Source organism: Rossellomorea vietnamensis (assembly GCF_025398035.1).
Lineage (GTDB): Bacteria > Bacillota > Bacilli > Bacillales > Bacillaceae_B > Rossellomorea > Rossellomorea vietnamensis_B.
The window spans coordinates 3,931,835-3,952,493 of the sequence record NZ_CP104558.1 but is presented as its reverse complement, the minus strand read 5'-3'; the positions used below and the strand labels follow the sequence as shown (position 1 = coordinate 3,952,493).

Here is a 20,659-nt window from a genome sequence, read left to right as displayed (position 1 = left end):
GCACAAAAATGTGGCATGCATTTTATTGGTCACAGGGATTCTCCGCATCTCTACCCTTAGACTAAAACCTGTCTAATATATATGTCTGATTATTCACAATAATACAACATTAACTAAAAGTTGGCAATGAAATTCTTGGCACAAAATAAAAAGCGGGAACGGATCATCCGTTCCCACCTTGCATTTAGTCGTCTTTCTCATCGCTTTTCTTCCGCAGCTTCGGCAGACTCATCGCCTTAATCTCCCGTTCTTCAAAGAAGTTACCGATCCTCGTCATGATGAAGGTGACAAGTGTGGCGAAGATGACAATCGAATAAAACCCTGCCCCGATGCCGATTCCGATACCCCCGACGTAGAAAATCATTGCAGCCGACGTGAGCCCTTTCACCCGCAGTCCATCTTTCAGGATCACACCTGCACCCAAGAAACCGAGCCCCGATACGATCTGGGCAGCGAGACGGAGTGGATCCATCATCTTCCCACTATCCGGTTCACTGAGCATATTGGCCCCTTCAATCGAAACAATCGTAATCAACGTACATGCCACCGAAACATACGTATAGGTTTTCAAACCGGCCGGCTTATTCTTCGATGACCGATCCCATCCGATGATGAACCCCAACACCGCACTCACCACAATTCGGAAATAGATGTCATGCTTCCAGAAGAAGTCTATAAATTCATTTATGTAGTGTGTCATGTTGGCATCCTCCTTAAACCAAAAGAGACCCCTGCCAAAACGAATCTGCTTATTATGAAAAAATCATTCCGTTCGCTTTGTTGGTGTCCCTTCTATACTTTCCACTATGATTCGTTCGTTAAAATTTTCTTTTTATCGTACACTAATTATTTTTTGATAGCAATGGTGTTTTTAGTGGGGGGATATTCGTGGAAAGAAAAAACCTCTCTAGTTTAGGGGCGATTATATGAATCTATGATTACTGTGGTAAGGGTCTCCACTTATAATATAATCTCTTAAAATAGTAATAACATCCTCTAAAGACTGAACAAAAGTTTCAGTACGCAGAACCTTATTGCCTATTTCATAATGATGGTGATATGGATCAGTACTAATATTGTTATAAGGCGGTTCTGGTTTATGTTGTTTATCAAACGCTGTAAGAAATCGTGATGAAACACCCAACTTGCGTTGACGTTGGGAAAGCTCCCAGCCATATCTAAACTCCTTTAAGTCTTCATTTTCGATTTTTTCATTTATAAAAAGGACTGTTTCACCATACACGTTATGATGCAATAAGGGAAGAACAGCCGTCACTCTTTTAGAACCTTTTGCACTAATTTCAAGTACCTCAGGTTTATTAAAATCAAATACATCCGGATTTGATTCGAAGAGTCGTTGAATATGTTGAATCCGATCAGTCTTATTGATCTTCATTTGTAAGTTCCTCTAACTCGTCCATTATGTCTTTCCAGTCATAATATTTCTCGGGATCTTCTAATTCATCTGGATTCTTAACTTGGGCGTAGACTTCATAGAAAGATTTATTCCCGTGGCTCTTTTCATACGTACGATTTTCTTCTTCCAACTCTTTTATGATATCCAACCGGGTACGGTTACGGATCTTAAATGCCTGAAATATGGCTTGTATGCGTGATGACCACAAGCTGTCCTTCCAATAAAATGTTACATGAGCAGGATATCGATTATGTTTATTTGTCTCAACCACCTCTAAACCAAGATTTACATAGCGACTTAGAGTAGCCTTAGAAATTTTCAAGCCATTGCAGATCAAACTGGAAGAATAAAGATAGTCGTGCTGGTAATCATATTTCAAAGATCCCTTGTCTGAGATAAGTAAGAACAGGGAGTCTAGAAAGTATTTTGTGACAGCCAAATTCTCCACAGGATGCATCGCTGTATCCCTCAATACTTCTGACAGTGACACGATCAACTTTTTATATTCATCATGAGAATTTATTTTCTGTTTAAAGACTGTATCTTCAGTGTGTAGTATTTTCCGTACAGAACGATGATGTTTCATTTCAGTGGCATGCGCTAACATGAGAAACACAAATGCAGGGTCTTTTTCATAATCGATGTTATCTAAAATCAAGGCAGCAGAATTTATTTTACCTTCTTCAATAATCATCATAAACCCCTCCTTCATCTATATTTTATCACAAAATGAAACAAAAAATACTTTTCGTTTCATTCAGCGATAACTTCATTTTTTAGCAATCTTACTATTCAATAAAATTTGAGCAATAACTATTATCATTAGTAGACCAATAAACACCCATACACTCATCACATCCATAAAGAAACTAAAAACAATGGTCCATATCCCCATGACCATAACGAAAATTCCATTCACTTTTCCAAACGCAGCTTCATTCTTGATGCTGCCTTCCACATATCCTGCCATCAATTTGTAGCAACGTTTTTTCCATACCAACAACCCCATAATAATAGTGAATATTCCTATTGAAATGAATATTATTTGAGCTACAAACATATTTTCACATCCTTGTTTGAGCAGTGTAGGTTGCAGGCACCTTCCACTCCCCTCTCCCCCTGAAACTCAATAGTTATATTTTACCATATATAGATAAAAGCTGCCGTAACTTTCCCGACAGCTTACTAAGTTTGAAACAACCATTTAATTCGTTATCTCCACAAACGACTTCCCATTCTTCAACAAAAATTCAATCGTATACTCATCATCACGAATTTGCTCTTTCGTTTCAGGTAAAGCCATATAGTCCTGTATCGCTTTTTTGATTTCTGCAATCTGCTCTTGAGGAAGTGGTTTATCCAGATCTGTTTTTATCCAAACATAAGAGTGTCCATCCTTCACCTGGTACGATAGCCCAGCCAATTTATATGTCGATTTCCCTACCATGGCATCATAAATATCAGAAGAGATCATGGACCAACGATTATCCTGCAGACGATGCTGTAAATTGAAAGTATTCACCTCAACCTCTTTCACATCTAGATCCTGTCGTTCTATTTCTTTTTCAATGTCTGCAATGATTTCCTTTGATTCATCAATATGGTCCGGCATATCAATGGTGACGATCGCTGAAGCGCCGGTCCCCTTCATACCTGCTAACTCATACTCAGCTTCTTCGGCATATCCATAGGAAGCGAATATTTCCTTCACGATTTCTCGGACTTGATCATATTCCTTGTTTAAGCCATCACTTCCCTCATGAGTGGGAATTTCAGGTGCTTCGGATATCTTTAATTCGTAATCGTCATATCCATTTTCATATAAATAACTGGTGATCTTGGCTTCAAGATCTTCTTTGGCTTGTTTTAATGTGGAATCCCCCAACACGAGTGACACTTCAATGGTGAAGGGAGACGGTGTTGTTCCAACTGAACCTACTCTGTATCCTTCCTTTTCGACTAGTTTAAAAAGGTCCGAAGTCAAATTGGGATTGGGTTCTCCGTCTGAAATCTGTGGAGTGATCGTGATTGGTAATACTTTCGCCACAATACTTGCCATGGTCGTTGAGTAGAACGGAGATATGACAAGAAAGAGCATACACGCTGCCGCAATCCATCCATACTTTTTAAAAGAGCTCTTCTTCCTTTCATTTGTGCTCTGCATCATTTTACTTCGAAGCTGTTCTTTTGATCTGTCTCTTACCTTTAGCTGTTCTTCCAACTCTTTAAATGGATCTGTTGATTTCATTGATGACCCCTCCCCTCGTCAAAACCTTCTCCAGCTCAACCAGCGCTCTTCTTAGCGTCATTTTCACTTTACTTTCTGACCAGTTCAACACATGGGCTGTTTCTGCTGTTGAAAATTCTTTCAACTTTCTTAGGATAATGACATGTTTGTACGTTGGTTTTAATTGTTGAATCGCTCTGTATAATTCTTCCGATTCTTCATTCATCTCGACGATTTGTTCAGGTAAAGGCATGCCGTCTTTCTCCTCCATTGTGAGGTCCAGGTAGTGTTTCAGCGGGTGCTTCTTCCGAAAGTGATCGATCGTCACATTATGCGCAATGGAAAACAGCCATGTTTTCACAGATGAATTTTGTTTGAATTGCTGTTTGCTTCTATAGGCTTTCAGAAAGGTCTCCTGTGTTAAATCCTCTGCCTGTTGATAATCACGTACCATCAAAAGTATGTATGTGAGGATCGATTCTCCGTATTGTGTAAACCATTCATTTAATTCTTGTTGGTCCAAAACTGTTCCCCCTTTCTCTCCTACACTTAGACGCAAATGGAAATAGATTGGTCACGTTTGGAGTGAATTCCTCATAAAAAAAGCATTGATCCCTGGCTGGGATAATGCTGATGACATCACTAAATTAAGCCCTGTGGATTGGCAAAGTCGTGCATCGCCAGTGCCTTAATAATATTTACAGCACACATTGACATCAGTCTCCAAATGATAAATCATAAAGTAAGATTCTTAACTTCAAAGACCAGAAAAATCATAGCGTAAAAATGATCAAACATAAGGCAGTTGGATAAAAGAAAGGATGTTAACCATTCACCATTACATACGAATTTTTTTACTAATAACCGGATTTTCTACCATTCTACTGATTTTAGCAGACACAGCTGTTGAATACTCTATCGGCTCAAGTGGGGGTATTTTACTTTATCTAGGCATTGGATACCTTATCCCTTATTTAATTGGTGTTTCTGCTTTCATTTTTTCTATGATAAACCTGGAAAAAGGGGCTCGTGCCCTTTATCTGATTCCGTCCATCATTGGTCTGCTGATTTTGCTGTTGCTCGGATTCCTATATGTATTATTGCAACTCTACTTATATTTAAGTTTCTGAATGTTGGGGGCTAATCCCCACTTAATCCTCCACTATCGGTAGCACCGTCGAATCCTTAATCTCCCTCAACGCCAAGCTCGTTTGTATCTTCGTGATCCCCATCTCATTCAACCTTCTAATAAAGAGCTCCAGCCCCTTTCGATCCTTGCAGGCGACTTTTAGAAGATAATCATATTCCCCGGTCAAGCAATGACATTCCAGGACTTCCTCCATTGATTCCAATGTCCTTTCCACTGCTTCCAATTTTTCGGTGCGGTGTTCATTCGTACTCATAAACACGAAGCATAGTAGATCAAATCCCAGTTTTTCATGGTTCAGAATCGCTACCTGTTTCTTGATATACCCTTCTGTTTCCAAACGCTTGATTCGTGCGTGAACGGCCGGTGCCGATAAATTGACCCGCTTCGATAATTCAAGATTGCTCAGCTGCCCGTCCTTCTGCAGCAAATCCAAAAGCTTGAGATCCATTTGGTCCAATACCCTGCTTACCACTGATTCCATGATTCAACCACCCTTTTCAATTGTTCCAAAAACCCCCTGATAAAACGATATAAAAATGAATTTTTATAACCTTATATTCTATCATACTTTCAATTATTTCGATTAATCCTCATTATACAATATGTTCTTCTGTAAATCTGATTAAATGTTAAAATTATTCTTATAGTAAATGTCATTGTGCACAGTGGCTCTGTGAAAAGGGGCTAAAATGACGTGAAATATCATTATCTATTGTTACTGACCAGCCTTCTCTGGGGAGGCAATTTCATCGTGGGGAAAACGCTCGTGGAGCATGCATCCCCGGGAACGTTGACGATATTAAGATGGGCAATCGCCATTGTCTGCCTGTTTCCGATTGTCTGGTGGAAGGAAAAAAAGCTCGTCCCACCACTACGATCGATACTGCCATTATGTTTAATGGGGCTGACAGGGGTCGCCCTCTTTCAGGCGCTGCAATTCATGGCATTGGAAAAGACCTCTGCCACGAATGTTGGCCTGATTTCCACGTTAAATATGTTTTCGATTGCCGGAATTTCGTTTGTTTTTCTGAAGGAAAAGGTGAACGCCTTTCAACTGTCATCCATGTTCTTGTCACTCTTTGGCGTGTTGCTTGTCCTGTCCAAAGGAAACCTGGAAATGGTCTTTTCCTTAGAGTTCAATGAAGGGGACCTGTATATGCTGGCTGCGGTGGTGATGTGGGGCTTTTATTCCGTTTGCAGCAAGTGGGCGATGAAGAGTGTTACGCCCATGATGTCGATACTTTATTCAGGGATTTTCGGACTTCTTATACTGCTGCCTTTCAATCTTCATGATTTCCGTGTGACCAATGTCGATGCATCATTTGTGCAGTCGATCCTGTATACCGGCGTGATTTCCACGGTTGTCTGCATGGTGCTTTGGAATGTCGGGGTGAATAAGCTAGGGCCAAGTACGTCGGGGTTGTTCTTGAACTTTAACCCTGTTTTCACGGCTTTGTTGGCGTTTGTCTTTTTGGGTGAGAAGATGAATGGGCTTCAAGCTGTAGGAAGTGCGATTGTTTTGGCAGGGTGTGTGTTGTTTTCGGTATTGAAGACAAAGCCTAAATTGTTCAAGGAAGTTCCATCAGGTATGCTGTCCAATGAGCATGTGAAGACTTCATAAAGAAAATAAAAATGCTTGGCGACAGATGCTCCAAGCATTTTCTTGCGACTTCTATATATCCATAAAACAACACACTTTCATAAGCGGACATATTCCGCTTATTGAGGAATTCTGCACGAAATATCGAGTAATAGACGGAAATATTCCGCCTATTTACTCAAAAAGCTTTAAGATGGGCCACTTTGACTTGCCTTAAACGGAGAAATTCCGCTTATTTCCCCTAAGACTACCCCTATTTTGCATGATAACCGGAAAAAGTCCGTTTATTAATCAGGGGACACTCAAAATGAAGGATGAATTCATCTGCCTTTCACTGCAATTCCGCTATTTTAAAAGAAGGAGCTTTATCCCTTCAACTGCCTTCTCACATACAACACCCGATACCCACCATCATCTTCCTCCATCGAAATCCCTCGCCAGCCCTCATCCAATAACGCCTGCTGGCCCTCGACATCCCCCATCGGAACTCTGGCAATCTCGGAAATTTCTTCTCCTCCGCCATCTCCCTCAAGGCGCTTGATGAAAACATAGCGCAATTGATCAACGTACTTGATCTTAAGAGCAGCAATCTCCATTCCCTGCTTGAACTTATCTTTTAAACTGGGAATATTAAAGGGCGCGACGGTGCACGCCACATAGGTGAACTTTTGTTCCAGCTCCCCCATCTCCTGCATGATCAAATGAGCCAGTGTTTGCTGAAGCCGGTTGCCTCTGTAATCCGGGTGGACGTTCGAAATTTCCTGGTAGATGACCCGTGGCAGTTCTTCTGCACCCAATCCTACATCCAGCCCCAGATGCTCTTCGTCAATAGGCGGGATCAATAATGCTCTGAATGCGATTAATCCCGTCTCTGTAAAGGCTCCGATCATCAGCCCGTTTCCGGTTAGAATATAATCCAATTCCTCATACGTCAGGGGTTGCAGGTTCTTTTTTTCCGTCAACGTATCCACCACAAGTTCCTGCAGCTGCTGTATTTGACTCATATCCTCTTTACTTAACAAACGGACGATGTATGATTCATTTTTATTTTCAAGAAACCCTTCGAATAGATAATCCATGATTCCATGCTCCTTACTCTACGATACTCTTAAACTCAGTCAACTCTTCCAAAATAGCTTTATCTACTGTAACACCGAGGCCCGCTTTATCCGATAGTCGGATAAATGGAACGTCATAATGCAGGTCTCCAATGTCCTTTGAAAACTTAATCGGTCCCGTCAATTCTACACTAGTGATGACCTTTTTGGAAAAAGCCACATGGAATCCGGCTGCTGACGCGATGGAAGATTCGACCATTGAACCGACCTGGCATTCCATCCCGGCCATCTCAGCCATGTGGGCGAGTTTGACTGCCGGGTAGATCCCTCCGCTTTTCATCAATTTGATATTCACTTTATCCGCTGCCTGCTTCTGGATGATCTCACGCATGTCACGTAAGCCTTTCAACCCTTCATCAATCATGAGGGGGATATCCGTCCTCGCTTTGATCCGGACCATCCCATCTATATCATCTGCCAAGACGGGCTGCTCCAGCCAATCGATGTTCAACTCTTGAAGATGCCTAAGTGCCTTCAGCGTCTGACTGCTGTTCTTCCAGCCCTGGTTTACGTCCACCCGGATCGGCACGTCCCACCCGACACGTTCCCTGACCTTCCGTATTCGTTCAATATCCTGGTCGATATCGGTTCCAACCTTCATTTTAAAGGATTTAAATCCTTCCTCGATCATGCTGGCCGCTTCGTCTGCCATCGTATCCGGCTCTGTTATGCTGAGGACATGGGTGAGCTGGAATTCATCATGATACCGGCCGCCAAGGAGCTGATAAACAGGCTGATTCACTTTTTTCCCCATGGCATCATAGCAAGCGATATCGATGGCCGCCTTTGCTGTCGGGGCATTGTAAATCGCTTTATCCATCAGTTCATGGATTCGTTCAATATGAAACGGATTCTCTCCGATCAGTTTCGGGGCTAGGGTGTGCTGAAGTACTTGAAATGTGCTTTCCCACGTTTCGCCTGTCACATGTTCATCCGCCACCGCTTCACCGTATCCAATGATTCCTTCATCCGTCTCCATTTCCAAAATGATAGACGGCATATCGTCATAGGTATGGTAACTGATGATAAAAGGTTGTTTCAGTGGTAATCGAATGGCATACAGATTTATTTTTTTTATGATCATAAGATAAACACTCCTTTACATCTAACAAATTTTATTAGCACTTGGTATAATGTCGTTATATAGTCGTTAAATCAGAAAGGAGATTGCCATGAAAACGAAAATCGCCCTGATCGGGTCCAGGGAGTTCATCGAACGTATCGAGAAGTCCATCCCTTATGACTTGAACAGTATCGAACTGGTCCCTTATATGTACGATGAACCTCAGGAAGCAAGCAAGCTTATGAAAAACCTCACACCTTGTGATGCCGTATTGTTCTCCGGAGCACTGCCTTACTTTTTTTCACAACAAGAATGCCGCACTTTTACTGTCCCTGTCCTTTACCTGGAACAGGATGAAACGGCCCTTGTGACATCACTGCTTTATATCCTGCACCATCATGGGATTGAACCAGACCGTGTGTCCATCGATTTGATGGATCGTTCTCTCATCGATCATGCCCAGTCAGACTTACACCTCAAGAACCCGCCCCGCTATGTGATGGATTATAAAGAGAGCCTGCCCCACAATTTTCACATCAACGACTATACAGAATTCCACCAGCAGTTATTTCAGGACGGTCAAACAGAGATGGCCTTAACGAGCATCCATGCGGTTTATGACCGGCTTGTCGAGTTGCACATCCCTTGCATGAGAATGATCGACCCTGCCAAGTCGCTCATTCGTGCTATTGATGAAGCTCATTCCCAATCCCTTCTTTCTAAACGAAAAGCTGCCACGATTGCCGCAGCCCGTCTTTCCGTTCAAGATTTGGAAGGTGAACAAGAACGTATTCATGAACTCGCCCGCTTGATGAAGGGAACACTCCAAAAAAATGAGGATGATGCTTCCTACACGATCTACAGCAATAGGGGCAGCATCGAACATTTCCTGGAAAGCACCGACTTCCATGAACATCCCATGCTTGCAGGGTTCGGATACGGTCATACGGCAACGGAGGCAGAGGCAAACGCAGAGATTGCGTTGTCATTTGCCAGAAAGGCTGATTCTAATGGCTGCGCCTTCATTCTAAATGAAGAAAAAGAGTTGTCAGGACCTTACCCTGATAAAAGCAAGAAACAGCATCTGAAGAATGATACTCCCGAAATGCTGTCTCTTGCCAAACAATTAACATTAAGTCCGGCGAACTTATCCAAACTCGTCCAATTCTACAAATCCCGTTCGGCCCGTGATTTCACTGCGGCAGAGCTTTCTGACTATATGCAAATCACACGGCGCTCCACAGAACGGATCTTAAAGAAGCTGGTTGACAACGGTTCGGCCAAGATCATTGGAGAAGAAATGACCTACGCACAAGGCCGGCCGCGGGCCATTTATGAATTGACCTTCCCCATTTATTGACCGGGTCAGGAGGAAAGTGTGGCATCCTCCTGCTCCATTGCCTTCATTTCGGTTTCTGTCAGCTTGGTAATGGTGAAGCCCGTGAAGGCATAGATGATGGAAATGATCGGCACGATAAAATTCAGCACCGCATATGGCGCATATTCAAATGCATGGACCCCGAGCGTTCCTAAAATAAAGACCCCGCATGTATTCCATGGAATGAAGACCGATGTCAACGTCCCTCCATCCTCAAGGGCGCGGGACAGATTCTTTGAATGCAGCCCTTTTTCCTTGTAGGCATTTGCATACATCCTTGAAGGCACCACCACCGAAATATATTGTTCAGAGCATGATGCATTTGTGGCAAAACAAGACACTACAGTGGAAGCAACCAGGCCTTTCGCTGTCTTTGTCACCTTAAGGATCTGGTTGACGATGGCTTGAAGCATACCTGTGTGCTCAAGGATCCCCCCGAAGGTCATGGCGACGATCGTCATCGAGACCGTGTACATCATGGAATCGAGACCTCCCCGTGAAAACAGATCATCCACCATCGTATTGCCCGTCTCGATCACGTATCCGCTTTGAAGAGCCGAAACAGCATCCGCAAACGAATCGTGCTGAATGAATACCTGGGCTCCAAATCCAAGAATGATCCCCACAATCAGAGCCGGGATGGCCGGAACTTTCCGGGCAACGAGTACAATGACAAGCAATGGTACAATCAGTAAAAATGGTGACACGACAAAGCTGTCCTGCAGAACCCCGATTGTTTTTTCGATGTCCTCCGTATTGACCCCGCTTTTTCCAAAATTCCTTCCTAAATACGCATATACAGCCAGGGCAATCACAAAGCCCGGGATCGTCGTATAAAGCATATGGCGGATATGTACAAAAAGATCCGTGTTGGTCAGTCCTGAAGCCAGATTCGTTGTATCTGACAGCGGCGACATCTTATCACCGAAATAAGCCCCGGAGATAATGGCACCTGCAATCATCGGAGCCGGAATCCCCATACTGATGCCGATTCCCATGCCTGCAACACCGATGGTCCCCATTGTTGACCAGGAACTTCCGATCGCAAGCGACACAACTGCGCAGATAACCGCAATCGATAATAGGAAAAGCGAAGGTGTGATCATCTTCAGACCGTAATAGATCATTGTTGCGACGACTCCGCCGCCGATCCACGCACCGATCGTCAATCCCACAAGCATAATGATGACGACGGCAGGTAAAGCAAGGCGAATCCCCTTATACATCGCTTCCTCTATATCCTTCCACTTGAACCCCGAAAACCAGGCAACAAGTGCAGCCGTGACCGTACCGATGATCAGGGGAATGTGCGGCCCCTGCTCCAACACCACAATTGTAATGGCCATTACGGTGATCATGACAAGCAATGGTATGATTGCCAGCCAAAACGACATTTCTTTCTTCATCCAAACTCCCCCTTGATACCTCTTTGTTTTTTGACTATTTCTAATTGTCGCTAAATAGTCGCTATATGAGTATCATAAGGGCAGAAATGGGAGTCGTCAATCCGTTTTTGGTACCGTTTACAATCAGGATGATGCCTTTTTTAACGTTTCAGCCAATATTTTTGCCGCTTGATTCAGGGCTGAAACATTAAACGTCATATCAGGATGATGCAGTCCTGGAGTCAAACCTGCACCGACCCCGATCATCGCCGCTTTCACTTCAGGATGCTTGATCGTGTAAAAATGAAAATCATCACTGCCCGATGTAATGACCGGCGGAGCCAATGCTTCTTCACCCGCGATGGATACAATCGCTTCCCTCGTGATGCTCTCAGCTTCATCCGACACTTCCGCTCCAGGAGTATAGTCTGTCCATTCATACTCAATCGTGACTCCGTACAGTTTGGCAATCCCTTCGACCCCTTCGTTAAGACGACGCTGTATCTCTTCCATCACCTCATTCTTCTGGGCACGAACATCGATGGCAAACTCCGCATTCCCCGGGATGATGTTGAGATTCTCCCCACCTGCAGCGAGCTTTGTCAGTTTCGCAGAATACGATTCAAATGGAGACAAATAGATCGTTTTCAAAAAGGAATGGATGGCCATCAACACATCGATGCTATTCTTTCCCTGATGGGGTCTCGCCCCATGGGCATCAATTCCTTTTATTTTCCCTTCCATGTAAATGCCTGCCCCGTGATGAACGGAAGGCGAAAAGGAACCATGCTCCAATTCTTCCTTCGGTCGCAGATGGACCCCGAATAAATAACGGACATCCTCAAGGGCCCCTTTCTCAATCATGGTCAGCGATCCATTCCCCTTCTCCTCTGCAGGCTGAAAAATGAAACGGATCCGCTTATCCTTCGGAGGATCCTGAAGGCAATAAAGAAGCGCTCCGAGAACCATTGACATATTGGCATCATGACCACAGGAATGATTCGCCTGCATCACCCCGTCCACCTCTTGCCACAGGGCATCGATGTCCGCGCGAACAGCCGTCACTTCATCCCCTTCCCCTATTTCAGCTATCAAACCCGTCACATCAGAAAATCTCCTGTAGCTCACATTCAGATCATCGAGGATCCCTGCAATCGTATTCGTCGTTTCAACTTCCTTCCAGCTCACTTCCGGGTGAGCGTGGAAATGGGTGAACCATTCTAGTATCTGTTTTTCAACGTTCATCCTTTTTCTCCTTTCAATCTATTTTACTTATGTATTCTGAGATTGGGAGGGGAAGTCCTGCTTTTGTAGCATAGATCTGCACTGTTACTTACCACCTTTTAATTGTCTATCACTATTTCCCCTTCTCCTTGAGGTATTTCAAAACCATTAAGATATGATGTTAAAAGTTCTTCAGAAATCGGGAAGGAATTTGCATCAAAACGCTGGTTTCGTACCTTAAGTCGTTCACGCAAATCATGTTCTTGAACCTTCAAATAAATCAGTATCCATTTACCGCCGGAATCCTCAATCAGTTTTTTATATCGATTCCTTCTCCCCCGGTCCCAAAAACTAAAGTCAATCACAACCTTCTGTTTATCGCGGATTAACTTTATTAAACGGTTTCGTAATTTTACTTCTGCAGCTTGTCTATATTCCTCAAACTTTTCCATTGGGAAATCAATCCCCCAACGACCATTCGTTGCCCATATTTCTTCATCTATTGAAAGGCGGACAAAACCGGATCGCTCCAATATTTGTGAAAAAGTCGTTTTACCGGAACCCGCCACCCCACACATCATGACCACTAATGGGGTTACATCATCTCGTTCACGGTAGATCAGGTCAAAATTAAACGTATCAAACATGTGTAAGCCCCCATTTCAACAGGATCTGCCTAAACTAAATCGCTTATCAATGCCCTATTCGTCTTCACCAAACGCTCCGGAAGATCCTTTCGAATGCTTTTCAGCCCGAAATGAAATGTCTCCGGTTTATCTTCAAGCAGGCAATCATGAAACGTAACATCCTTATTCGTAAGGTTGCCCACTAGTTCCTCAACGAATTGAGACTGAGCCATCATATCGACCGCACCGAGATGAAAAACTCCTTTAAGGTGATGAAGAATGATGTATTTTAACTGTTTGGCCAATAATTCATCTGTGAGATGATTACACTCCAGATTGCTGTATACATCAATGGCGCCTTCTTCAATCCCACTTTTAATCTGGTCCAGCCTAGGAGAGTTCTTCCCCCATATTTGCGGAATGCGTATTGTAACGGCCCGTTCCTGTAATAATTCTCGCAACAGGTTTTCACATTCTATTTTGAACTTCCCATAAGGTGATGCAGCGTTAGGAGCGTCTTCTTCTGTATGATGCTTCGTGAAATCCCCATCGAACACATTGGCCGTAGAAAAGTAGTAGAGTGTGCTTTCTGTATGTTGAATTTCCTTTGCGATTTCCCTGTGAAATTCAAGCTGTTCATCGAACTCCCCTCTTAGACATGAAATGACGGCATCGGGTCTGATGGTTTTGACCATATCTTTCATCTGATCCACATCGCTTATTTCTAATTGAAATTGATTTTCCTGAGGGAGATCTACTGGTCGGGTTGCATAGGTCCCGTATACATCGAAGGAGTCTTTGCATTCTTTCACCAGTGCTTTTCCCACTAATCCGCTTGCTCCGAATATAAGCAGTTTTTTCATTCTAAAATGCCTCCCATCTTGGAATTGTGTTCTCTCTTGTTTATTCTATTAAACAGCTGCAAAAACCCTTTAATGCCAAATAAAAAAATGAAAGGAGCAGGGATCGTTCCCCGCTCCTTTCATTTAATTTGATACTTTAGACTTCTCCCCAATCATCACCGTCAAACTAATCAACGTAACCAAGATGGTCGCACCCATATCAGACAGGATGGCAATCCATAGTGTGAGTAGTCCTGGGATGGTCAGGAGCAGTGCAATCAGTTTTAACCCCAATGCCAGGGAAATGTTGATTTTAATGATATTATTAACCCTTTTCGCAATCTTGATGGCAGAAGGAAGTTTTCCGAGGTGATCCTGCATCAGCACGATATCGGCGGTTTCAATGGCGCTGTCGGTTCCTTTCCCCATGGCGATTCCCAGGTCTGCTGTGGCCAGTGCCGGGGCATCGTTGATTCCGTCACCCACCATGGCCACTTTTCCTTTGCTTGTAAGTTCTTTTACTTTCGAGACTTTTTCGTCCGGCAGGAGACCTGCATAGTAATCGGTCAACCCTACTTGCTGGGCCACTTTTTCTGCGGTCTTATCATGGTCTCCTGTCAGCATCACGGCCTGTTTGATTCCGGATGAATAAAGGTCCTGTATGATTTCCTTACTTTCTTCCCTGATTTCATCCGTGATGCCGAATAATCCAAGAACATCTGTATCGCTTGAGACGATCACCAGCGTATACCCATTCGCTTTCATCGTTTGAATCTTTTGCTCGACTTCAGACGGAACGGAACATTCGAGGCTTTTCTCGTTTCCGACTCTGTAACTTTTTCCTTCAATCATGGCAGCTACACCTTGACCTGAGATGGTGTTGATCTCTTCAGGTTCCGAGAATGCCTGGTTTTCAGAGTCTTCGCTGATCTTTTTCATGACGGCTTTGGCAATCGGATGTGAAGATGATTTTTCAATTGAACCGGCAATCCGGAAAAAGTTTTCTTGATCGTAGACAGCCATTTCTTCTACATACGGATGGCCTTTGGTGAGCGTACCTGTTTTATCAAATGCAACGGTATCAATTTTTCCAAGTTGCTCTAGGAAGACGCCGCCTTTTACAAGGATTCCGTTTTTTGCATTGCGGGCAATCCCGGACACGATGGCTATCGGAGACGACAGGATCAATGCACACGGACAACCGACAATGAGTACCGCGAGCCCTTGATAAAACCATTCTCCCCAATCCCCATTGAACAGAAGCGGAGGAACGAGTATCACCAATGCGGACACGATCATGATGATCGGTGTATAATACCGGGCAAATCGATTGATGAATTGTTCTGTCGGGGTCTTGGTTTCCTGAGCTTCTTCGACTAAGTGCAGGATTTTCGCAAGGGACGAATCTTTGTATTCTTTCGAAATCCTTACCTTGAGGACCCCTTCGTTATTGATGCTTCCGCCGAAGACTTTTTCACCTTTTTCCTTTTCGACCGGCATGGCTTCACCGGTGATGGCCGCTTCATTTACGGAACTCTTACCCGATTCGACGATTCCGTCTGACGGGATTTTCTGTCCTGATTTCACAAGGACGAGGTCCCCTGCGCTCAATGAACTGATCGGTACGACTCTTTCCTTGTCCCCTTCAATCAGAATCGCTTCTTTCGGAGCGACCTTCATTAATTCCTCCATGGACTTCCTTGCCTTCTCCATGCCCATTCCTTCAAGCAGTTCGTTGACGCCGAACAGAATCGCTACTAGCGTCCCTTCTTTCCATTCCCCAATGGAAAAGGCCCCTATCAAGGCAATCGTCATCAGCGTATCGATGTTGAACTTGAATTTCAGCAGATTCTTTGCTCCCTTGATGAAGGTAGGATATCCGCTTGTCGCAGCAGCGGTCAAATACATGATGATCGGGACCAGATTATCCAACTGCGAATCAACATAGATCGCTGAGAAAAAGATGATGGCCGACATCCCAAGCAGGATCTTCATTGTGCTGCTGTTCGTATGCTCATGGGAATGGTCATGACCATGTTCATCCCCGTGTTCCTTCACGAGGGCCGCTCCATCAGCGGAAAGGATCTTCTCCACTTTTTGCATATCAACGCCTTTATTCAGGACTAATTTGCTGCTGTTATAAAGAATTCTCGAGCCTTCTCCATTTTCCAGTTTATTGATTTCCTCTTCCATTTCCCTCGCACAATTGCTGCACGAGAGCCCTTGAAGCTTATATTCGTCCATCTTGAACTCCCCCATTGTTTCCTAGTGGTGTCTAGCATGGTGCATCGTTTGCTGAAGCATGTTCATGACATGATCATCATCGGCAGAATAGTACAATGTCGTGCCTTCGCGTCTGTACTTGACCAATCGTAAATTTTTCAAGAAGCGCAATTGATGAGATACGGTCGTTTGAAGCAGCGACAGCTTTTCAGCGATATCATTAACAGAGTGTTCCTTTTGCGCCAATAGATGAAGAATCTTTACACGAGTCGGCTCGGACAATGCTTTAAACGTCTGAGTGACGATAAACAACGTTTCTTCATCAATCTCCACACACGGTTCATCTATTTTTTCATCCTGTTTATGCCCATTCAGCTCTTCATGATTATTATTCTTTCGCATGTCGACACTCCTATTCTATTTCAATATATGACAATGTGTTCATGTATTCTTATTTATATGATAAAAAAAAGAACATGCCACTGTCAAACAGAAGTTGTTGTACTTTTCAAATGGTCTAAGAGTTTTTTGTAAACCAGCCTTCCATTCTTTACTAACGATAGATGAACGTTATGTGACATCGACGTTTAACGATTGTGTTCCATCTCACAATCCTGTTAGTATATGAACAGATATCAATATATGTTGATTCTAACACGAAAGGACTTCAATGATATGAAAAATAGATTCTCATTCTTTACGATCATCGTCACCATCGCGGCATTGGTGCTCGGCAACCTGGTCGTAGCGACACATTCCGGTGATGCATGCGGGAGCGATTGGCCGATCTGTAACGGAAAAATTATCCCGGATATCACCAATTATCGCGTCGTGATCGAATACTCTCACCGGCTATTCACGACACTGCTCGGACTGGTCATTCTGATCAACGCCATCATTGCCTGGAGAAAGACAACCGATAAAGCAGTGAAAGTCATTTCGTTATTATCCCTGGTTCTCTTATTTACTCAGGCGATGATCGGCGGGATGAATGTTCTGCTCGGAACACCAACAGGTTTCACGACACTCGATGTCATGTTCAGCCTCTTTCTATTAATCTCTCTTATTTTCCTTCATGAAGGATTACAGAGAGGAACAGGAAACGTGAAGTTGAATGAAGTGAAAAAGCCATTAGTGATCGGGTTTTCAGCACTCATGCTCGAGGTATTAATCGGAGCACTCTTTAAACATTTCCAACTCAGCAAATTACTGTTTGAAGTAAGAAACACGAATGTGGAACTTGCAAATTTCACTTATGTGATTCACGGATTGCTCGGTATGATTGCGTTATTCTTCATCGGATATGCCGTTTTCCTTGCATTAAGATTTAACGTGATGAGGAAATCCGCCTTACTCTTGATCCTACTATCCATCCTGACAACCTTTGGTGGATTTGTCGTAAAAACAGAAGAACTGAGCCCTGTGACGTCCTCCGTACACATGATCCTGTCCATTTTGACAGTCGCTTTATTGAGCCGGATGACGGCCGTCAGTTATTTTAATCAGAAAAAGAAAGCCAGGCAGATTTGAGTTAGCGGGTTTACTTTAGAGAGGTAAACATTGTAATACACATATGAAAACGCACTGTGAATTCAGGATATCATTCACAGTGCGTTTTTTATGATTTAGTTTAGTAAGAAGCCTTATCCATGATTGAGTAACCATTGATAATAAGCGGAAATTTTCCGGTTAAAATTGCAGAATAGAGCTTTGTTCCGGATATAAGCGGAGATATTCCGGTTAAGCAAAGCAAAATCGAACATTTTTACGTTTTTCGTGAAGATAGTCGGAATTATTCCGTCTATCTAAGGTATTTTCAGTTATTTTTAGTAAATAAGCGGAATTTCTCCGCCTATTCACTAAACTGGTTTTAGTTTCATTAGCGACGAGTTTAATAAACTCATTGTTAGCCCGGGGTAACTGCCTTCATGATAGAAAACAAATCGATTCTACCTATTGACGATGTACCTTACATTTCCTCTTACTCAAACCTCACTCTTCTCAACCCCACCATCAGAAACACAACCGAAAATCCAAGGAGGATCCCAACCGGGGTAACGATATCCGCAATCCCTCCGCCTCTTACCGTCAACTCAGCAAATCCTTCCATCCCCCAGTATTGTGGAAGGAAAGTTGAGATATGCTGAATAAAGTTCGGCATGATTTCAACCGGCCAGTAGACGCCGGCGATCATGCAGGTGGAGATGATGATCAGGTTGCCGAAGACCGATTGCTGTTCTGACGTTTTGACGAGTCCGGCAAGGAAGAGTCCGAGGCCGATGCTGCAGAGAAGCAGACTTGAAACGAGAATCATATTGGCGAACACATTCCCCCATTCGATGTGAAAAATCTTCTCTGACAGAGTCATCAAGATTCCGAATTGGATCCAGCCGATGACGAAGAATGCCAGCATGTATCCACATAATATTTCCACTTTAGTCGCAGGAGTGGACATCATCCGGTACCATACCCCGTTTTGTCTCGCCTCGAGTAGGATACCGGTGCTTGATAACATGGCGATCATGACGAACATGATCGTGAAGCCTGCTGAACGCGCCGTCAGATTGTTCATCGATTGCATTACTTCATTTTTCGTAACAGAGACGGTTTCAACAGCTGCCGGTACCGAGTTCCGTTCATCTGAGATTCTCTCCTGGATGGCGGCCTGATTTTCTCCCGTTTTCTCTTGATAAAATTTTGCAGCAGCTGTACTTACCTTCTGTTTCACGAGGCTGTCATTGATGAGCTGTTCCACAAGTGCCGCCCCTTCGAAGGAAGGTCCTGAAACAAAGACGACTTCCGGTGTTCCCTCATTTTGAAGCGTTGATTCGTATCCTTTTTCCACCGAAAGATATCCCGTTATTTCCTGGTTGTCGAACTGTTCGGCAACTCTCTTGCTATTTCCTTTTGTAAATGTAAAAGAATCGCTTGCTTTCATTTCATTGATCAGAGCCTGTGAAGCCTCCGTCTGGTCTTCATCCACCACGGCAATCTCCGGCTTATTTTCCCCATCCCCGGTTATGACTCCGCCGAAGATAAAGGTGAATAAAAGGGGCATTCCGAACAGCAGCAGAAAGGCACGGCGATTTTGAAAAAGTCGTTTCACTTCAAATCGGGCTATGCTGATGATTTTCCTCATCCTATTTCTCTCCTTATCTAAGCTTTAATTTCAATGAACCGATCCACAATGCCAGAAGACCGCTCAGTACGAGTATAGCGACAGGCAGGACAAGACTATTCCACGACGTTCCGTTCATAATATCAAGAAATCCGCCGAGGGCCCACTTATTGGGGGCGATGGAGGCGAACTTCTGTAAGGCGTCAGGGAACGATGCCAGTGGGATCATCGAACCGCCAAGAAGGGCGAGAACCTGCACGCCGATCCCCCCGATGGAGTCTGCCGTCTTTTCATCCGTAAGGAATCCCGCAAGCAACATGGAAAGACCTGAAACCGTAACGGAATATGCGAAGCCTACAAGGATCAGCTGCCACCCATTGCTGCCCCAGTCCACTCCAAATAACAACCGGGTGGAGATAACGAACACTGAAAACTGAAGGATCGTGAACGAGAGGGTCCCGAGAAACTTCCCTCCCATAATGGATGAGTGACGGACGGGAGTGACCATCAGCCTTGCCAATGTGTCGGTATTCCGCTCCTGAAGGATGGTTTTGGCCCCGATGGTGGTGTTGAACAAAATGAACATGACTCCCATGGCGGCAGCGTAGTATTGCATGCCTGAAAGAGATTCCTTGCCGTCTTTTTGAGTGATGACCCCGTTTTCCTTTGAATCTGCAATCGCACTAAGTTCTTCTGATAGATTCTTCATGGCAGCGGAAAGATCGATAATCTGATTGGACACCGGCACAGCCGAGCTCAACTCCTGACCCACGGTCCGTGTAGCCGCTGATACCGTTGCCACACGGTTCGTGAAGGATTCGGTGATAGTGGAAAGGATGGTGTACTGAATGTCTTTACCGGGATCTTTGAATAGTTTGACCGGTACGGTTTCCCCGTTCACTATCCCGTCTCCCCAACCGTTCGGGATGACGAGGCCGGCATCCACCTTCCCCTCCCCGATGGCGTCCCGCAAGTCGGCTTCTGTTTTAAAATTCTTTAAGGTGATACTGTCCTTCAATTCTTCTCCCTGCAGGGTGTTGTGCAGGAATTGATCTGTGAGCTCATCTTGTGAGGTAACCACGACTCCTGCAGTCAGTTCTGGAAGCGATCCATTTTCACTGAAAGCACCGCTTAAAGCAGATCCAAGGATGGCTGTCAGGACGATCGGCATCAATAATAGTGTGATAAAGGACTTCCGATCCTTGAGACGGATCCTGATATCTTTCCATGCAATGGTGAACATGCTCATGTCTATCTCCTCCTAATCCCGTAACGTTCGTCCTGTCAG

20 protein-coding genes are annotated in these 20,659 nt (G+C 44.1%); 3 read left to right on the top strand and 17 right to left on the bottom strand.

Annotated features, from left to right (window positions below; all coding sequences use genetic code 11):
• Nucleotides 1-184 precede the first annotated feature (184 nt).
• The 7 genes from N5C46_RS20220 to N5C46_RS20190 all read right to left on the bottom strand — a co-directional run bounded on the left by N5C46_RS20220 (nucleotide 185) and on the right by N5C46_RS20190 (nucleotide 5,275).
• Entirely contained in the window at nucleotides 185-700 is a 516-nt protein-coding gene (locus N5C46_RS20220; protein WP_261749982.1) for an MgtC/SapB family protein, read from the bottom strand.
• A gap of 222 nt (nucleotides 701-922) precedes the next feature.
• The gene (locus N5C46_RS20215) at nucleotides 923-1,396 is read right to left on the bottom strand and encodes a toxin-antitoxin system TumE family protein (RefSeq protein ID WP_261749981.1); all 474 of its coding nucleotides are present in this window, start codon (nucleotides 1,394-1,396) and stop codon (nucleotides 923-925) included.
• Entirely contained in the window at nucleotides 1,383-2,111 is a 729-nt protein-coding gene (locus N5C46_RS20210) for a hypothetical protein (RefSeq protein ID WP_261749980.1), read from the bottom strand. Before N5C46_RS20210 ends, N5C46_RS20215 begins: the two co-directional genes overlap by 14 nt.
• Before the next feature lie 75 nt (nucleotides 2,112-2,186).
• Nucleotides 2,187-2,477, bottom strand: coding sequence for a DUF3784 domain-containing protein (locus N5C46_RS20205; protein WP_261749979.1), 291 nt, complete (start codon nucleotides 2,475-2,477; stop codon nucleotides 2,187-2,189).
• Nucleotides 2,478-2,621: 144 nt separating this feature from the next.
• A complete protein-coding gene (locus N5C46_RS20200) occupies nucleotides 2,622-3,665 on the bottom strand; it encodes a DUF4030 domain-containing protein (protein ID WP_261749978.1) in 1,044 nt (347 codons plus the stop codon).
• A complete protein-coding gene (locus N5C46_RS20195; RefSeq protein ID WP_261749977.1) occupies nucleotides 3,643-4,167 on the bottom strand; it encodes an RNA polymerase sigma factor in 525 nt (174 codons plus the stop codon). Before N5C46_RS20195 ends, N5C46_RS20200 begins: the two co-directional genes overlap by 23 nt.
• 628 nt (nucleotides 4,168-4,795) lie before the next feature.
• Complete coding sequence (locus tag N5C46_RS20190; RefSeq protein ID WP_261749976.1) at nucleotides 4,796-5,275, bottom strand: Lrp/AsnC family transcriptional regulator; 480 nt, start codon at nucleotides 5,273-5,275, stop codon at nucleotides 4,796-4,798.
• Between the two features lie 213 nt (nucleotides 5,276-5,488).
• Here N5C46_RS20190 and N5C46_RS20185 point away from each other — a divergent pair, with 213 nt between their 5' ends.
• On the top strand, nucleotides 5,489-6,415 hold the full coding sequence (locus tag N5C46_RS20185; RefSeq protein WP_261749975.1) for a DMT family transporter: 927 nt from the start codon (nucleotides 5,489-5,491) through the stop codon (nucleotides 6,413-6,415).
• 344 nt (nucleotides 6,416-6,759) lie between these two features.
• Here N5C46_RS20185 and N5C46_RS20180 read toward each other — a convergent pair whose 3' ends face one another.
• Both N5C46_RS20180 and N5C46_RS20175 read right to left on the bottom strand, forming a co-directional pair.
• A complete protein-coding gene (locus N5C46_RS20180) occupies nucleotides 6,760-7,473 on the bottom strand; it encodes a GNAT family N-acetyltransferase (RefSeq protein ID WP_261749974.1) in 714 nt (237 codons plus the stop codon).
• Between the two features lie 13 nt (nucleotides 7,474-7,486).
• Nucleotides 7,487-8,596, bottom strand: coding sequence for a mandelate racemase/muconate lactonizing enzyme family protein (locus N5C46_RS20175; RefSeq protein ID WP_261749973.1), 1,110 nt, complete (start codon nucleotides 8,594-8,596; stop codon nucleotides 7,487-7,489).
• Nucleotides 8,597-8,684: 88 nt separating this feature from the next.
• Here N5C46_RS20175 and N5C46_RS20170 point away from each other — a divergent pair, with 88 nt between their 5' ends.
• Nucleotides 8,685-9,935 carry a transcriptional regulator gene (locus N5C46_RS20170; protein ID WP_261749972.1) on the top strand — a complete coding sequence of 417 codons (1,251 nt, stop codon included), beginning with the start codon at nucleotides 8,685-8,687 and terminating at the stop codon, nucleotides 9,933-9,935.
• Nucleotides 9,936-9,940: 5 nt separating this feature from the next.
• On the opposite strand, the gene nhaC is transcribed toward N5C46_RS20170, so the two are convergent.
• The 6 genes from nhaC to N5C46_RS20140 all read right to left on the bottom strand — a co-directional run bounded on the left by nhaC (nucleotide 9,941) and on the right by N5C46_RS20140 (nucleotide 16,655).
• Nucleotides 9,941-11,359 carry a Na+/H+ antiporter NhaC gene (gene nhaC / locus N5C46_RS20165; RefSeq protein WP_261749971.1) on the bottom strand — a complete coding sequence of 473 codons (1,419 nt, stop codon included), beginning with the start codon at nucleotides 11,357-11,359 and terminating at the stop codon, nucleotides 9,941-9,943.
• A 123-nt stretch (nucleotides 11,360-11,482) separates the two neighbouring features.
• Nucleotides 11,483-12,583: an amidohydrolase gene (locus N5C46_RS20160; RefSeq protein ID WP_261749970.1), complete on the bottom strand. Its 1,101-nt coding sequence runs from the start codon at nucleotides 12,581-12,583 to the stop codon at nucleotides 11,483-11,485.
• A gap of 98 nt (nucleotides 12,584-12,681) precedes the next feature.
• Nucleotides 12,682-13,209: a P-loop nucleotide/nucleoside kinase family protein gene (locus tag N5C46_RS20155; RefSeq protein WP_261749969.1), complete on the bottom strand. Its 528-nt coding sequence runs from the start codon at nucleotides 13,207-13,209 to the stop codon at nucleotides 12,682-12,684.
• 29 nt (nucleotides 13,210-13,238) lie between these two features.
• Nucleotides 13,239-14,051: a sugar nucleotide-binding protein gene (locus N5C46_RS20150; RefSeq protein ID WP_261749968.1), complete on the bottom strand. Its 813-nt coding sequence runs from the start codon at nucleotides 14,049-14,051 to the stop codon at nucleotides 13,239-13,241.
• A gap of 123 nt (nucleotides 14,052-14,174) precedes the next feature.
• Nucleotides 14,175-16,274, bottom strand: a complete 2,100-nt coding sequence (locus tag N5C46_RS20145) for a heavy metal translocating P-type ATPase (protein ID WP_261749967.1) — start codon at nucleotides 16,272-16,274, stop codon at nucleotides 14,175-14,177.
• Nucleotides 16,275-16,295: 21 nt separating this feature from the next.
• The gene (locus tag N5C46_RS20140) at nucleotides 16,296-16,655 is read right to left on the bottom strand and encodes an ArsR/SmtB family transcription factor (protein ID WP_051758163.1); all 360 of its coding nucleotides are present in this window, start codon (nucleotides 16,653-16,655) and stop codon (nucleotides 16,296-16,298) included.
• A 273-nt stretch (nucleotides 16,656-16,928) separates the two neighbouring features.
• Here N5C46_RS20140 and N5C46_RS20135 point away from each other — a divergent pair, with 273 nt between their 5' ends.
• Nucleotides 16,929-17,783, top strand: a complete 855-nt coding sequence (locus N5C46_RS20135; RefSeq protein WP_261749966.1) for a COX15/CtaA family protein — start codon at nucleotides 16,929-16,931, stop codon at nucleotides 17,781-17,783.
• A 451-nt stretch (nucleotides 17,784-18,234) separates the two neighbouring features.
• Here N5C46_RS20135 and N5C46_RS20130 read toward each other — a convergent pair whose 3' ends face one another.
• The gene (locus N5C46_RS20130; RefSeq protein WP_261749965.1) at nucleotides 18,235-19,392 is read right to left on the bottom strand and encodes an ABC transporter permease; all 1,158 of its coding nucleotides are present in this window, start codon (nucleotides 19,390-19,392) and stop codon (nucleotides 18,235-18,237) included.
• 13 nt (nucleotides 19,393-19,405) lie between these two features.
• The gene (locus N5C46_RS20125) at nucleotides 19,406-20,620 is read right to left on the bottom strand and encodes an ABC transporter permease (RefSeq protein WP_261749964.1); all 1,215 of its coding nucleotides are present in this window, start codon (nucleotides 20,618-20,620) and stop codon (nucleotides 19,406-19,408) included.
• Between the last annotated feature and the right edge of the window lie 39 nt (nucleotides 20,621-20,659).

Coding starts and splice junctions, on each gene's coding strand:
- N5C46_RS20220 (WP_261749982.1), bottom strand. CDS start 700: ATGACACACTACATAAATGAATTTATAGACTTCTTCTGGAAGCATGAC.
- N5C46_RS20215 (WP_261749981.1), bottom strand. CDS start 1,396: ATGAAGATCAATAAGACTGATCGGATTCAACATATTCAACGACTCTTC.
- N5C46_RS20210 (WP_261749980.1), bottom strand. CDS start 2,111: ATGATTATTGAAGAAGGTAAAATAAATTCTGCTGCCTTGATTTTAGAT.
- N5C46_RS20205 (WP_261749979.1), bottom strand. CDS start 2,477: ATGTTTGTAGCTCAAATAATATTCATTTCAATAGGAATATTCACTATT.
- N5C46_RS20200 (WP_261749978.1), bottom strand. CDS start 3,665: ATGAAATCAACAGATCCATTTAAAGAGTTGGAAGAACAGCTAAAGGTA.
- N5C46_RS20190 (WP_261749976.1), bottom strand. CDS start 5,275: ATGGAATCAGTGGTAAGCAGGGTATTGGACCAAATGGATCTCAAGCTT.
- N5C46_RS20180 (WP_261749974.1), bottom strand. CDS start 7,473: ATGGATTATCTATTCGAAGGGTTTCTTGAAAATAAAAATGAATCATAC.
- N5C46_RS20175 (WP_261749973.1), bottom strand. CDS start 8,596: ATGATCATAAAAAAAATAAATCTGTATGCCATTCGATTACCACTGAAA.
- N5C46_RS20170 (WP_261749972.1), top strand. CDS start 8,685: ATGAAAACGAAAATCGCCCTGATCGGGTCCAGGGAGTTCATCGAACGT.
- nhaC (WP_261749971.1), bottom strand. CDS start 11,359: ATGAAGAAAGAAATGTCGTTTTGGCTGGCAATCATACCATTGCTTGTC.
- N5C46_RS20160 (WP_261749970.1), bottom strand. CDS start 12,583: ATGAACGTTGAAAAACAGATACTAGAATGGTTCACCCATTTCCACGCT.
- N5C46_RS20155 (WP_261749969.1), bottom strand. CDS start 13,209: ATGTTTGATACGTTTAATTTTGACCTGATCTACCGTGAACGAGATGAT.
- N5C46_RS20150 (WP_261749968.1), bottom strand. CDS start 14,051: ATGAAAAAACTGCTTATATTCGGAGCAAGCGGATTAGTGGGAAAAGCA.
- N5C46_RS20145 (WP_261749967.1), bottom strand. CDS start 16,274: ATGGACGAATATAAGCTTCAAGGGCTCTCGTGCAGCAATTGTGCGAGG.
- N5C46_RS20140 (WP_051758163.1), bottom strand. CDS start 16,655: ATGCGAAAGAATAATAATCATGAAGAGCTGAATGGGCATAAACAGGAT.
- N5C46_RS20135 (WP_261749966.1), top strand. CDS start 16,929: ATGAAAAATAGATTCTCATTCTTTACGATCATCGTCACCATCGCGGCA.
- N5C46_RS20130 (WP_261749965.1), bottom strand. CDS start 19,392: ATGAGGAAAATCATCAGCATAGCCCGATTTGAAGTGAAACGACTTTTT.
- N5C46_RS20125 (WP_261749964.1), bottom strand. CDS start 20,620: ATGAGCATGTTCACCATTGCATGGAAAGATATCAGGATCCGTCTCAAG.